The sequence below is a fragment of the Bradyrhizobium manausense genome (assembly GCF_018130615.1).
Lineage (GTDB): Bacteria > Pseudomonadota > Alphaproteobacteria > Rhizobiales > Xanthobacteraceae > Bradyrhizobium > Bradyrhizobium manausense_A.
Map to the genome: position 1 here is coordinate 99,393 of NZ_JAFCKB010000023.1, position 12,810 is coordinate 112,202.

A 12,810-nucleotide genomic window follows, 5' to 3' on the forward strand; every position below is an offset into this window, starting at 1 on the left:
CGGCAACCATATTGCTGTATTTTCAGGGCCTTTCTTCACGCCAAGCTGATTCCACGATGGTCCAAAACGCGCTACGCAACGGCCATGTCAACGACCTCGATCCCCTCGGCCCGCGCACGCGCCAAGAGCCGCCTCAGCTTTGACCGCTTCCGGGCCTGGCTGGTTGCCTACGCGACCCACCCCTCGGCCAGGCTCTGGCTGGTGATTCAGCTCGCCATCGTGCATGCGGTGATCTGGACTTTCATCCTGGTCAATCTCAAGGCAGCGCAGGACGTTCACATGGACGTCGCAGAAGCCTGGGGCTGGGGCCAGAAATTCCTGTGGGGCTACGGCAAGCATCCGCCGTTGTCCGGCTGGATCGCCGGGCTCTGGTTCAGGATCTTCCCGGCGACGGACTGGGCGACCTATGCGTTGGCGATGGCAACGGTCAGCGTCGGCATGGTGATCTGCTGGCTGGTGGCGCTGCGCGTGGTGGACCCGCGCCGAGCGTTCCTGGTCGTGGTGATGGTTGCGCTCTATCCGATCTTCAATTTCAAGGGCTTCAAGTACAACCCCGATCTGCTTCAGCTCGTCACTCTGCCGCTCGTCGTGCTCGCCTATCTCAACGCGTTCGAGAAGCGGAGCTGGCAGTCCGGAATTTGGCTCGGGCTTGCCGGCGCGCTGGCGCTGATGACGAAATATTGGGTGCTGACCATGATCGGCGCCATCGGCCTTGCCGCGCTGATCCATCCCGAGCGCATGAAGTTCTTGCTGTCGCCGGCGCCCTGGGTCGCGATCGCGACGATGGTGGCGGCGATGACTCCCCACATCGTCTGGCTTGCGGATGCGCATTTCGTGCCGCTGACCTATGCCGGCGACACCTACAGCATCGAGAACTCCGACCAGGTGCGGCAGCTTGTGTTCGGTTATGTCCTGCACAATGCCGCGCTGCTGGCGCTGCCGGTGGCGCTCGCCGCGCTCGCGATGGCGCTGGTGCCGCCCTGGCTGACGCTGCTTGTGCGCGCTCCCTTACGCATCGTCACGCGGGCATGGGCGCGCGGCGCCAATCTGGGCGTCAACGTTTCCCAAGCGCTGAACGTCTGGATCATCCAGATCATCGTCGCGGCCGGGCCACCGCTCGGCGCGCTCGCCTTCAGCATCTACATGAAGACCGACTGGGGGATCTCGCTGTTCTTCCTGGTGCCGGTCGCACTGGTGGCGATTCCGACGCTGCGGGTGCAGAGTGCGGTGCTGTTCAACATCGTGGCGATCTGGCTCGTGCTCAGCGTCGCGACGCTAGCCGCTTCGCCCTGGATCGCCGCGCGCGAGATGGCGGCGAATTCGGACAACACGGCGACCTATGGCGCGCGATCGGAGCTTGCGCGCGAGTTGACGCAGGCCTGGCATTCGCGCTTCGCCTCGCGCTGGGCGATCGTCGCCGGCACGATGGAATCAATCCAGCCGTTGGTGTTCTATAGTCCCGATCATCCGGTTGCGTTCATCCCGAACGAGGCTTGGAGTTCCGGGCTGACGTCACTCGATGAGGTCAAGAAGGACGGCTTCATCGGCGTGTTCGATCCGACCGACGGCCGTTTGCCGGCATTCGAAAAATGGGTGTCGGAGATTGCGCCGAACGCCGAGCGCATGGTGATGACGACGCGCCGCTTCACCCATGGCAAGGCCGGCCCGTCGATGACGTGGAACGTCTACATCGCTCCGCCGGCGAAGTGACCGAAGGTCATTCCGGGGCGATGCGCAGCATCGAACCATGGTGCGCACTTGCGCACCCGAGAATCTCGAGATTCCGGGTCTGTTGCTGTCGCACCATCCCGGAATGACGGCAGAAGGCTAAACGCCTTCCTCGTTGAACTTGCTTTCGACGAGCTCGGCGATTGCCGCAAGCGCGGCTTCCGCGTCTGCACCGGCGGCGGCGACCGTGATCGTCGTGCCGGGGCCTGCCGCGAGCATCATCAGACCCATGATCGAGGTGCCGCCGACGGTCTCGCCGCCGCGCGTCACCCACACTTGCGCGTTGAAGCGCTCGACCGCCTGGACGAATTTCGCCGAGGCGCGCGCATGCAGGCCGCGCTTGTTGATGATCAGGAGCTCTTTGGAGATCGCGCCCGCGGGCACGCCAGTCCCGGCTTGTGGCGCGTCGTCGCTCATTTGCCGGCAAGCACCCGGCTGGCGATGGTGACGTATTTGCGGCCGGCTTCCTGCGCCATCGCGATTGCATCGGGCAGCGGACGCTCTTCGCGCACCTTGGCGAGCTTCACCAGCATGGGCAGGTTGATGCCCGCGAGCACTTCGACCTTGGGCCGGCTCATGCAGGAAATCGCGAGGTTCGACGGCGTGCCGCCGAACATGTCAGTGAGGATCGCAACGCCGTCGCCGGAATCGACGCGGTTAACCGCCTCGATGATGTCGCTTCGGCAGAGATCGGAATCATCTTCGGCACCGATCGTAATCGCTTCGATTTGCTTTTGTGGGCCCATGACATGTTCAAGCGCTGCCTTGAATTCGTCGGCAAGGCGCCCGTGGGTCACAAGTACTAGACCAATCATCGGAAAACTCCCGCGGGCGCTTTTGGTGCACCGCACGAACGCGCCACTTTGACCATCCAGAGCCCCCGCGCAAGAGGGGATGTTGCGTATCTCCCTGAATCTAGACGGATGGATGAGGGGAAATGCGCCGGTCTACTCGGTCGCGAGTGTGGGACTCATATGGTTACCATTTCCCTTCAAACAATCGCCCGAGGGCTTAGCAGAAGGTTAACTCTTGGTAGTGGTCAAGGCCGCAACAACCAGTGGGAGGGGCGAATAGTCGCGCCCGACCGGGATTCGCGGTATTTCGACACCAAAAATGGTGGTTTTCAGCGTTTCCGGCGGAGGCAAGCGTTCGGCGTCGTCAGCGGCGAGATCGACCACGAGGCCGACCGTCGCATGCTCGACGAAGTCGCAGCGGCGGATTCCCAGCCCCCGGATCTCGATCAGGCCGGCCAGCAGCGGGGCGGGACGAACTTCAATTTCATGGCCGACTGTCGCCAGATGGACACGGTCGTCGCCGACCAGGGTGGCGCCATCGACCACGCCTGAGCGCCCAGCCATGATCAAATCGAAGGCAAGGCGCGACTTGCCGGCGCCCGAGGGCCCGCGGATCAGCACTGCCAGGGACCCGACCTTGACCGCGGAGGCGTGAATGCTCGGCCCGCCGTCGCTCATAGCGCCGGCAGCCTCACCACGAAGCGCGCGCCCGCGACTGTCGGCGCCCCGTCTTCGTCAGCGGGACCGGCGCGATTCTCCGCCCAGATGCGCCCGCCATGGGCGTCGACTATCTGCTTGGAGATCGACAGCCCGAGGCCGGAATTCTGGCCAAAGCCCTGATGCGGCCGGTCGGTGTAGAAGCGCTCGAAGATGCGTTCCAGCGCGTCGTCGCGGATGCCGGGGCCGTCGTCGTCGACCACGATCTCTATCTCGCCGCGCGCGCGGCGGCAGGTCAGGCGCACCTTGCTGCCGGCTTCCGAGAAGGACTGCGCATTGGAGAGCAGGTTGGAGACCACCTGTCCGAGCCGCGAATCATGACCCGTGACGGAGAATGTATCGGTCGGGCTGCGGCCCTCGAAGCGCGCCTCGACGGCGACGTCGTGACCGAGCTTGGTTTCATTGGCGACCGCAACCAGCGTGCCCAGGAGTCGCCTGAGATCGACCGGGATCGCATCTTGCCGCTGCAACTCGGCATCGAGCCGGCTTGCATCGGAGATATCAGAGATCAGCCGATCGAGCCGCTTGACGTCGTGCTCGATCACCTCGAGCAGGCGGGCGCGGCTGGTCTCGTTGCGTGCCAGCGGCATTGTCTCGACCGCGGAGCGCAGCGAGGTCAGCGGGTTCTTCAGTTCGTGGGCGACGTCGGCGGCGAACATCTCGATCGCCTCGATTCGCTTGTACAGCGCGCTGGTCATGTCGCGTAGCGCGCCGGAGAGATGGCCGATCTCGTCGCGGCGGCGGGTGAAGTCGGGGATCTCGACGCGGGTCTTGATGCGGCGGCGGACCCGCTCGGCGCTGTCGGCCAGCCGGCGGACGGGGCCTGCGATCGTGCTCGCAAGCAGCAGCGACAGCATGATCATGACCGCGGCCGCGACCCCACCGACCTTCAGGATTGCCAAGCGCTCGGCCGTGACCATCTGATCGATTTCGTCGCCCTGGGTCGACAGCATCAGCGCGCCATGGATGGCACGCGCGCGCTGCACGGGGACGGCAACCGAGACGATCACCTCGCCGCGCGCATCAACCCGCACCATCGAGCGCTTCTGGCCTTGAAGCGCGTCAGCGACCTCCACATAACCCTTGCCGTTCTCGCGCCCGAGTTCGCGATAGAGCGGCAGGTCGCCGCGGTTCAGATAGGTTCGCACCGGGACCATCATGCGTTCGACGAGGCCCGGCTTCTGCGACAACGGCGGTAGCGGAAACCCCCGCACGCTATCGAGATCGCGGCTGTCGAGCAGCACGCTGCCATTGGGGTCGAAAATCCGGGCACGGGTCTTGGTCGGCGAAATCAGCGTGCTGAGCACCGGCGCAACGCGCTCGGGATTGATCGGAAAATCCAGCGAATCATCCATTCCGCCATAGCTCTCGCCCAGCTTCAGGTCGAGCAGCCGATCGGGGTCGACGGTGATCGCGTTGGTCTGCACCGTCGCGGACGCGCCGATGGCGCCGGCGATGATTTCGGCCTGAACCAGCAGGCTCTGCGCGCGTGCGTCGATCAGGCCGGCGCGGAACTGCGACAGATACAGGATGCTCGCGACCAGGGCGACGAGGCCCGCGAGGTTGAGCGAGACGATGCGGCGGGTCAGGCTGGAGAAGGACAGTGCGAAGAAGAACTGCCCGGCGCGCTTGAGCCAGTTCAGCGGCCCCCAGGCTTTCGCGACAGGCTTGTCCTCATGGTCCGAGGTGCCGTGGGCGACAACGTCCTCGGCGTTTGAACTCGGATCAGGCTGCGTTCGGTCAAGCAATGCTCAAGCCCGCGTTAGGACAGCTCGTGCGACGGTCCCCGCATTCTAGAGCATGATCCGGAAAAGTGTGCAGCGGTTTTCCGAAAGATCATGCTCAAACAACAAACTGAAGCGCGATTGCGCTTCAGAGCCATCCCGGTCCCGATGGAATCAGAACCGGGCTTGAGCTCTGCTCTTTGTGAAAGCGCGTGACGCCTCAGGCTTCCTTGAAGCGGTAGCCGACGCCGTAGAGAGTCTCGATCATCTCGAAATCGTTGTCGACCACCTTGAACTTCTTGCGCAGCCGCTTGATGTGGCTGTCGATGGTGCGGTCGTCGACATAGACCTGGTCGTCATAGGCGGCGTCCATCAGCGCGTTGCGGCTCTTGACCACGCCGGGGCGGGTCGCCAGCGCCTGGAGGATCAGGAATTCGGTGACGGTCAGCGTCACCGGCTCGTTCTTCCAGGTGCAGGTATGCCGTTCCGGATCCATGCGCAGCAGGCCGCGGTCGAGCGCCTTGGCGTCGTTCTCCTTCGGCGCGACGGTCGGATCCTTGGGCGCCGAGCGGCGCAGCACCGCCTTGACGCGTTCGACCAGCAGGCGCTGCGAGAACGGTTTGCGGATGAAATCGTCCGCGCCCATCTTGAGGCCGAACAGCTCGTCGATCTCTTCGTCCTTGGAGGTCAGGAAGATCACCGGCAGGTCGGACTTCTGCCTGAGACGGCGCAGCGTCTCCATGCCGTCCATGCGCGGCATCTTGATGTCGAGGATGGCAAGATCGGGCTGGGTGGTGCGGAAACCGTCAAGCGCGGAGGCGCCGTCGGTGTAGGTCATGATGCGGTAGCCTTCGGCTTCCAGCGCGATCGAGACGGATGTGAGAATGTTGCGGTCGTCGTCGACCAAAGCGATTGTGGGCATGAGCCTCTGCTTTCTGCTTTCCGTTTGGGTCGTGGCTTAAACGGCGAGCAATCCAGTGATGCGCCGCATACATGGGTGCCGAATTTGGCGTTCGAACCTTGTCACCGAGCAATGCAAGCTGGGCTGAAGTGTGACCAAGTTCCACGAAACACGGCGGATTCGCCGCATATCGACCCATAACCGGGCTCGGGTTTACCCGAAAAAAGGCCTGCCTTGCAACCACCTGAACCGAGAAAGCCAATGCAACCGACCCCTGATTTCGATCCCGGAAAGCTCGCCAAATCGCTACTGAGGCGGTCCCGGCAGGGTGCCCTGGCAACGCTTATGGCCGGCAGCGGCGATCCCTATTGTTCCCTGGTCAATTTGGCGAGCCATCCCGATGGCTCGCCGATTCTGCTGATCTCCCGATTGGCCCTTCACACCAAGAATATCCTCGCAGACGGCCGGGTCTCCCTGATGCTGGACGAGCGCGCCGCCGGCGATCCGCTGGAAGGCGCCCGGATCATGCTGTCAGGCCGGGCGGAACAGGCTGAGGATGAGAAGGATCTGCTCCAGCGGCGGTATCTCAATGCCCATCCGTCAGCGGAAACCTTTGTCACGTTTAAAGATTTTGCGTTCTTCCGGGTCATCCCTGCGGGAACCCACTTGGTGGCTGGTTTTGGCCGGATCGTCGATCTCAAGCCGGAACAATTCCTCACCGACCTTGCGGGGGCCGAGGAGTTGCTGGCGGCGGAGGAGGGGGCGGTCGAGCATATGAATGATGACCATCGCGACGCCATGAGCCTTTATGCGACGAAGCTTCTCGGCGCGGCTGCGGGCGATTGGCGTTGCGTCGGCTGCGACCCCGAAGGCCTCGACATGCAGCACGGCCAGACCGGATTGCGGCTGGATTTTCCGGAGCGGGTCACCAGCAGCACGGCGCTGCGCAAGATGCTGGTCCGCCTAGTGGGCGAAGCGCGCGCCAAGAGTCCGGATCAGCCGCAGTAAATTGAACGTCGCCTCCCGTCGCTGCGACCCAAGATCGTGTTCGGTCTGAGGTTGGCAGCGAGGGGTCATGACACGTCGTCGTTCGGCATGGGTTGCAGGCCTCGCGTTCGCGATGACCGCATCGCTTGCCATGCCTGGACTTGCCCAGAAGAGCGATCTCTCAGGCCAAAGCGCGCGGATCAATGCGCTGAGAACCGCTGGCAAATATGCGGAAGCGCTTCCTTTGGCGCAGGCCATGGTGGCGTCGCTCGAGAAGGCCAGCAACAATCGCGATCTCGCCGCCGCGCTCAACAACCTCGCGCAGATCTACGCCGATCAGGGGCGCGATGATCAGGCCGAGCCGATCTACAAGCGCGCCATCGCGCTGATGGAGAAGGGGACCGGCCTGGATAGCGTCGAGATCGCGCCGGTGCTGAACAATCTCGCCGCGCTCGATCAGCGGCAGGGCCGTTTCGCCGACGCCGAGCCACTGTTCAGGCGCGCGCTGACGATCCGCGAAAAGGCGCTTTCGCGCGAGCATCCCGACGTCGGCCAGTCCCTCAACAATCTCGCTACGCTCTATGTGAAGCAGGAGCACTTCGCCGACGCCGAGCCGTTGTTCCAGCGCGCGCTCGCGATCCTCCAGAAGGTCGGCGGTCCCGAGCACCCGGCAGTCGCGACGCTCCTGAACAATCTCGGGCAGCTCTATCGCGATCTCGGCCGCGATGCCGACGCCGAAGCGCCGATCAAGCGTTCGCTCGCGATCCGCGAAAAAGTTCTGGGGTCGGACCGTCCCGATGTCGCGCGGTCCCTCAACAATCTTGCCGGCCTTTATGAGCATCAGCAGCGCTATGCCGATGCCGAGCCGCTGTATCGCCGGGCGCTGGCGATACGGGAGCGTGCGCTCGGTCCGGATCACCCTGATGTTGCGACCTCCACCGGCAATCTGGCCTATTTCCTCTACGTGTCCGGCCGAATTGCAGACGCGTTGCCGCTCGCGGAAAAGACGCTTGCGAACGGTCGCGCGCAGCTGCGCGTCGTGCTCCCGATCCTGTTTGCGGCGCGCCAGCAATCGCTGGTGCCGGGCGACAAGGCACTGGACGAGGCGCTCGCCGCGATCCAGCGTGGCACGCAATCCTCCGCCGCATCGGCCGTGAACAAGCTCGCGGTGCGGCTTGCCGCCGGCAGCGACCGGCTCGCCGAGCTGGTACGCAAGGACCAGGACCTTGCCGCCGAATCCGAGGCGCTCGACAAGGCGATCATCGCGGCCGTGTCGAAGCCGTCGGCGCAACGCGACGTCGCCTCCGAGCAGCGCAGCCGCGGGCGGATCGCGACAATTGCAGACGAGCGCACCGGCTTGCAGAAGACGCTCGCCGTCGAGTTTCCCGACTACGCCTCGCTCTCCAACCCGCTGCCGCTGACGGTCAAGGACGTCCAGCCGCTGCTGTCGGCCGACGAAGCCATGGTGCTCCATTCCGTCGTCGACAAGCGCAGCTATGTCATCGCCATCACGCGCGAGAGCGCTGACTGGAAAGAGATTCCGCTCGGCGCCGACGCATTGGCGCAGAAGGTCACGGCGTTTCGCCGAGGTCTCGATGTCGGCAAGGCGAGCGATGAGGCGCGCGACGGCTCGGGCAAATCCGGCTTGTTCGATCTTGCGCTCGCCAACGAGCTCTATGTCACGCTGCTCGGTCCGGTCGAGGCGCTGACCAGGGACAAGCGCAGCCTGCTTACGGTGCCGTCAGGCGCGCTGACGGCACTGCCGTTTCATCTGCTCGTCACGGAGACCCCGAAAGCTGCGATCCCGGACACGCTCGAAGGCTATCGCAGCGCAGCCTGGCTGTTGCGGCGTCAGGCCGTCTCGGTGCTGCCGTCGGTGGTCAGTCTGAAATCGCTGCGCGCCTTTGCGCGCAAGGACGAGGGCATCAAGCCGATGACGGGCTTTGGCGATCCCGTGTTCAATCCTGCCGAGGGCCGGCCTGCCGACCGTCGTGCAGCAAGCGGCAAGGTCGCAGCGCGCAGCATTGCGACGATTGCCTATACCGACTTCTGGCGCGGCGCGGGCGTCGATCGTGCGCGGCTTGCGCAGGCGCTGCCGCAACTCCCGGATACTGCGGACGAGCTGAACGCTGTGGCGAAAGATGTCGGTGCGACTGATGCCGACATCCATCTCGGCCGCGATGCCAGTGAAGCAACGCTCAAGCGTGCGCCGCTTGCTCAATACAGCATCATCTATTTTGCGACCCACGGCCTCGTCGCCGGGGACATCAAAGGTGTGGGCGAGCCGTCGCTTGCGCTGTCGATTCCCGAGCAGCCTTCCGAGCTCGACGACGGTCTGCTGACCGCGAGCGAGGTTGCGCAGCTCAAGCTCAATGCAGATTGGGTCGTGCTGTCGGCCTGCAACACGATCGCCGGCGACAAGCCTGGCGCCGAGGCATTGTCAGGATTGGCGCGCGCTTTCTTCTATGCCGGAGCACGCGCGCTCTTGGTTTCGCATTGGGCGGTGGATTCGGAGGCTGCCACCCGCTTGACCACTTCGACCTTCGACCTGCTCAAAAACGAACCAAAGCTTGGCAGAGCCGAAGCTCTGCGGCGCGCGATGTTGGCGTATGTCGATGACACTTCGTTGCCGCGCAATGCCTACCCCGCAATGTGGGGACCGTTCGCGCTCGTTGGCGAAGGTGCGGTACGATAGAACGGCGCAGCATTTGTGCGTCGCAAAACTTCCGATAACGCCGAAACAGCCGTTTGGTTGCGCGATCATTCGCGTTTTTTGCGTCAGCCTGCTCAGAGCTGACATGCGCGACGTTTGGCGCGCTCCTTGAATAAACCAAATCCTGCGGGATCAGCTTGGCAACGCCAGCGTTCATCAGTATTAGGTCGTCCAGCCGAGGCCGGACGGCCTATAATTCACGGTGACCGCGATGGTGCCAAAACTTGGTCGCGCTGAGTGTCGCGGGTTCTAGGAGGATTTTTCGTGCAAGAGACGGGCGTGCGCAACGGTGCCTTCGGCGCCGACAAATTCGGCTTAAGGAATCTCAAGCAGGTTCACTGGAATCTGGGTGCGCCGCAACTCTATCAATACTCGCTCGCAGCGGGCGAGGCGGTGCTCTCCGCCGACGGCGCATTGTGCGCGGACACCGGCGAGTTCACGGGCCGCAGCCCGAAGGACAAGTTCACGGTGCGCGACGCCACCACCGACAAGAAGATGTGGTGGGCCGGCAATCAGTCGATCACCGCGGAGCAGTTCGAGACGCTGTACCAGGACTTTCTCAAGCACGCCGAGGGCAAGAGCCTGTTCGCACAGGACCTCTATGGCGGCGCCGATCCAGCCTATCGGATCAAGACCCGCGTCTTCACCGAGCTCGCCTGGCACTCGCTGTTCATCCGCACGCTGCTGATCCGCCCCGAGGCGATCGAGCTGTCGACGTTCACGCCCGAGCTCACCATCATCGACATGCCGAGCTTTCGCGCCGATCCGAAGCGCCACGGTTGCAAGTCGGAGAACGTCGTCGCGATCGACTTCGCCCGCAAGATCGTGCTGATCGGCGGCTCCTACTACGCCGGCGAGATGAAGAAGTCGGTCTTCACCACGCTGAACTATTATCTGCCCGAGCGCGGCGTGATGCCGATGCACTGCTCTGCCAATGTCGGCGCCAAGGGCGACGCCGCGATTTTCTTCGGGCTGTCAGGCACCGGCAAGACCACGTTGTCGGCCGATCCCAACCGCACGTTGATCGGCGATGACGAGCACGGCTGGGGCCCGAACGGCGTGTTCAATTTCGAAGGCGGCTGCTACGCCAAGTGCATCAAGCTCTCGCAGGAAGCCGAGCCGCAGATCTATGCGGCGTCGACGCGCTTCGGCGCGGTGCTCGAGAACTGCGTGCTCGACGAAGACACCCGCGTGGTGGATTTCGACGATGGCTCAAAGACCGAGAACACGCGTTCGGCCTATCCGCTCGACTTCATCCCGAACGCTTCGCGCACCGGCCGCGCGCCGCAGCCGAAGAACGTGGTGATGCTCGCGGCCGATGCCTTTGGTGTGCTGCCGCCGATCGCAAAGCTGTCACCGGCGCAGGCGATGTATCACTTCCTCTCCGGCTACACCGCGAAGGTTGCCGGCACCGAGCGCGGTCTCGGCAACGAGCCGCAACCGGAATTCTCGACCTGCTTCGGCTCGCCCTTCCTGCCGCTCGATCCCTCCGTCTACGGCAACATGCTGCGCGATCTCATCGCGCAACACAATGTCGACTGCTGGCTGGTCAACACCGGCTGGACCGGCGGCAAGTACGGCACGGGCTCACGCATGCCGATCAAGGTGACACGCGCGCTGCTGACCGCCGCGCTCGACGGCAGCTTGCGCAACGTCGAATTCCGCACCGACAAATATTTCGGCTTCGCGGTCCCGACTGCACTGCCGGGCGTGCCGAGCGAGATCCTCAACCCGGTCAACACCTGGAAGGACAAGGACGAGTTCGACAAGACGGCGCGTGCGCTGGTCGGCATGTTCCAGAAGAACTTTGCCAAGTTCGAAGCCCAGGTCGACGCCGAAGTGCGCGCGGCCGCGCCGGACGTGAAGCTCGCGGCGGAGTAACTGCTCTGTCTTCAATGCAAAGGGCGGCCGAGAGGCCGCCCTGTTTATTTGCGGTCGCGAGCGCCAGCCACATATATCAGCCGTCGTCCCGGCGAAGGCCCATAGGCGTTAAGGTAAGTGGACCATGGTTTGATAGCGTCGCATTTTCCTCGGCGGCTCGCGGAGATGCCGGTGAAGAATGGGGATAGATTGTCGGAGGCGAGCCATTGTGGGCTGCGGAATGATGGCCTGCAGGAGTGATGCGACGAGTTGACGGAGCAATCGCCAGGCGCCAGGGCGGGTCAGGCGGCTTCCGCCAAGCGGGGAGAGTCCTCGAGTTCGTCGACAAGCGGCTCGAGCAATAGAATCATCAGCAGATGAGCGAGGATGTGCGATCTGGCGGATCGCTCGTTAGTTCCCGGCGGTCCCTTCAAACCAATCAGGCTCTTCAGCCGCTTGAAGCCCAGCTCGATCCGCCAGCGCAGGCGGTAGAGGGCGAGAACGTCATCCGTGGTGAAGTCATCCGGCGCAAGTGAGGTCGCCAGGATGACCCAATCGGCGGCCTGCAGCGTCTGCTTGGAGAGCTGATGACCTCCCTTCTGTGCGGTCCGGCGCGCCTTGCGTCGTGCCTCGGTAGCGGCCTGTTGCGGCTTCTTGACGGCGACCAGACGTATGGCGAGCGGCACGCCGCGCTTGGGTTTGATCCAGATCGGACAATCGAGGAGGCCGCGTTCCGCCGCCTTGCGCAGTTCGGCGATCAGATCGAATGCACAGCCCTTGCCATCGAGCCAGCGTGCACTCTTCCAACCTGCCCGAATGACGAAGTCTGCGCCGGCCTGGGCCAACTTTGCCATGCGTTCCGGCTGCAAATAGGCCCGATCGGCAAGACGGATCTCGCCCGCAACCGCCGGGATCCGGTCGAGCCTCTCGCCTTCCTGTTGGTCGGTCAGCTCGAAGTGGCCAAAACGCTCTTGCGGAAGATCGAACGCGCTGTGGATGCGCCACACCTCGTTCTTCTTCCTGCCATTCAACCCCTTCTTCGGCACCGTCGTGGCATCGATGATGCGGATCAGGCGACCTCGACTTGCCTTCGGAACTGCGGCAGAGAGTGCCTGCCCGATCAGGAGTGCCAGCCAATCCCCGCACTGGCGCAAGCGGTACAACAGAGCCACGCTCGAAACGTCGACAAGGCCGACCGATGTCGCCCACGCCGCCGTCAATCGAAATCCTCGTTCACCAAGGCAATACGCCAGGATCAACCGCAGCAAGTCCACGGCATTGCGTATCTCGCGCGGACGCACGAAAGCCTTCGTCTCACGTGCGGTCCGATCGAGGCCTTCGGCCCCTCCAAGCCGGGTTACGATCCCCGCCCAGTCGCGATTCACC

Annotated in this window: 9 protein-coding genes and 1 pseudogene; 4 read left to right on the forward strand and 6 right to left on the reverse strand. The window is 63.8% G+C overall.

Going from position 1 to position 12,810, the window contains the following annotated elements; translation table 11 throughout:
* The first annotated feature begins 84 nt into the window (after positions 1 to 84).
* Entirely contained in the window at positions 85 to 1,710 is a 1,626-nt protein-coding gene (locus JQ587_RS31455) for a glycosyltransferase family 39 protein (protein ID WP_212427922.1), read from the forward strand.
* Positions 1,711 to 1,827: 117 nt separating this feature from the next.
* Here JQ587_RS31455 and JQ587_RS31460 read toward each other — a convergent pair whose 3' ends face one another.
* The 5 genes and pseudogenes from JQ587_RS31460 to JQ587_RS31480 all read right to left on the reverse strand — a co-directional run bounded on the left by JQ587_RS31460 (position 1,828) and on the right by JQ587_RS31480 (position 5,885).
* Positions 1,828 to 2,145, reverse strand: a complete 318-nt coding sequence (locus tag JQ587_RS31460) for an HPr family phosphocarrier protein (protein ID WP_212303437.1) — start codon at positions 2,143 to 2,145, stop codon at positions 1,828 to 1,830.
* Positions 2,142 to 2,543 carry a PTS sugar transporter subunit IIA gene (locus JQ587_RS31465; RefSeq protein ID WP_007597752.1) on the reverse strand — a complete coding sequence of 134 codons (402 nt, stop codon included), beginning with the start codon at positions 2,541 to 2,543 and terminating at the stop codon, positions 2,142 to 2,144. Before JQ587_RS31465 ends, JQ587_RS31460 begins: the two co-directional genes overlap by 4 nt.
* 132 nt (positions 2,544 to 2,675) lie before the next feature.
* Positions 2,676 to 3,200 (reverse strand): annotated as a pseudogene (locus JQ587_RS31470) (HPr kinase/phosphorylase).
* Positions 3,197 to 4,987: a sensor histidine kinase gene (locus JQ587_RS31475; RefSeq protein ID WP_212427923.1), complete on the reverse strand. Its 1,791-nt coding sequence runs from the start codon at positions 4,985 to 4,987 to the stop codon at positions 3,197 to 3,199. The pseudogene JQ587_RS31470 and the gene JQ587_RS31475 overlap by 4 nt, the downstream one beginning before the upstream one ends.
* Before the next feature lie 196 nt (positions 4,988 to 5,183).
* Positions 5,184 to 5,885, reverse strand: coding sequence for a response regulator transcription factor (locus JQ587_RS31480; protein ID WP_027535781.1), 702 nt, complete (start codon positions 5,883 to 5,885; stop codon positions 5,184 to 5,186).
* A 240-nt stretch (positions 5,886 to 6,125) separates the two neighbouring features.
* Between JQ587_RS31480 and JQ587_RS31485 the strand changes: the two genes are divergently transcribed.
* The 3 genes from JQ587_RS31485 to JQ587_RS31495 all read left to right on the forward strand — a co-directional run bounded on the left by JQ587_RS31485 (position 6,126) and on the right by JQ587_RS31495 (position 11,445).
* Positions 6,126 to 6,872: a HugZ family pyridoxamine 5'-phosphate oxidase gene (locus JQ587_RS31485; RefSeq protein ID WP_212427938.1), complete on the forward strand. Its 747-nt coding sequence runs from the start codon at positions 6,126 to 6,128 to the stop codon at positions 6,870 to 6,872.
* Positions 6,873 to 6,939: 67 nt separating this feature from the next.
* Positions 6,940 to 9,546, forward strand: coding sequence for a CHAT domain-containing tetratricopeptide repeat protein (locus tag JQ587_RS31490; protein WP_212427924.1), 2,607 nt, complete (start codon positions 6,940 to 6,942; stop codon positions 9,544 to 9,546).
* Between the two features lie 282 nt (positions 9,547 to 9,828).
* The gene (locus JQ587_RS31495) at positions 9,829 to 11,445 is read left to right on the forward strand and encodes a phosphoenolpyruvate carboxykinase (protein ID WP_212303431.1); all 1,617 of its coding nucleotides are present in this window, start codon (positions 9,829 to 9,831) and stop codon (positions 11,443 to 11,445) included.
* A gap of 281 nt (positions 11,446 to 11,726) precedes the next feature.
* Here the strand turns inward: JQ587_RS31495 and JQ587_RS31500 are convergent, their stop codons facing one another.
* The gene (locus JQ587_RS31500) at positions 11,727 to 12,809 is read right to left on the reverse strand and encodes an IS4 family transposase (RefSeq protein WP_212427925.1); all 1,083 of its coding nucleotides are present in this window, start codon (positions 12,807 to 12,809) and stop codon (positions 11,727 to 11,729) included.
* Between the last annotated feature and the right edge of the window lies 1 nt (position 12,810).

Coding starts and splice junctions, on each gene's coding strand:
- JQ587_RS31465 (WP_007597752.1), bottom strand. CDS start 2,543: ATGATTGGTCTAGTACTTGTGACCCACGGGCGCCTTGCCGACGAATTC.
- JQ587_RS31455 (WP_212427922.1), top strand. CDS start 85: ATGTCAACGACCTCGATCCCCTCGGCCCGCGCACGCGCCAAGAGCCGC.
- JQ587_RS31480 (WP_027535781.1), bottom strand. CDS start 5,885: ATGCCCACAATCGCTTTGGTCGACGACGACCGCAACATTCTCACATCC.
- JQ587_RS31460 (WP_212303437.1), bottom strand. CDS start 2,145: ATGAGCGACGACGCGCCACAAGCCGGGACTGGCGTGCCCGCGGGCGCG.
- JQ587_RS31485 (WP_212427938.1), top strand. CDS start 6,126: ATGCAACCGACCCCTGATTTCGATCCCGGAAAGCTCGCCAAATCGCTA.
- JQ587_RS31490 (WP_212427924.1), top strand. CDS start 6,940: ATGACACGTCGTCGTTCGGCATGGGTTGCAGGCCTCGCGTTCGCGATG.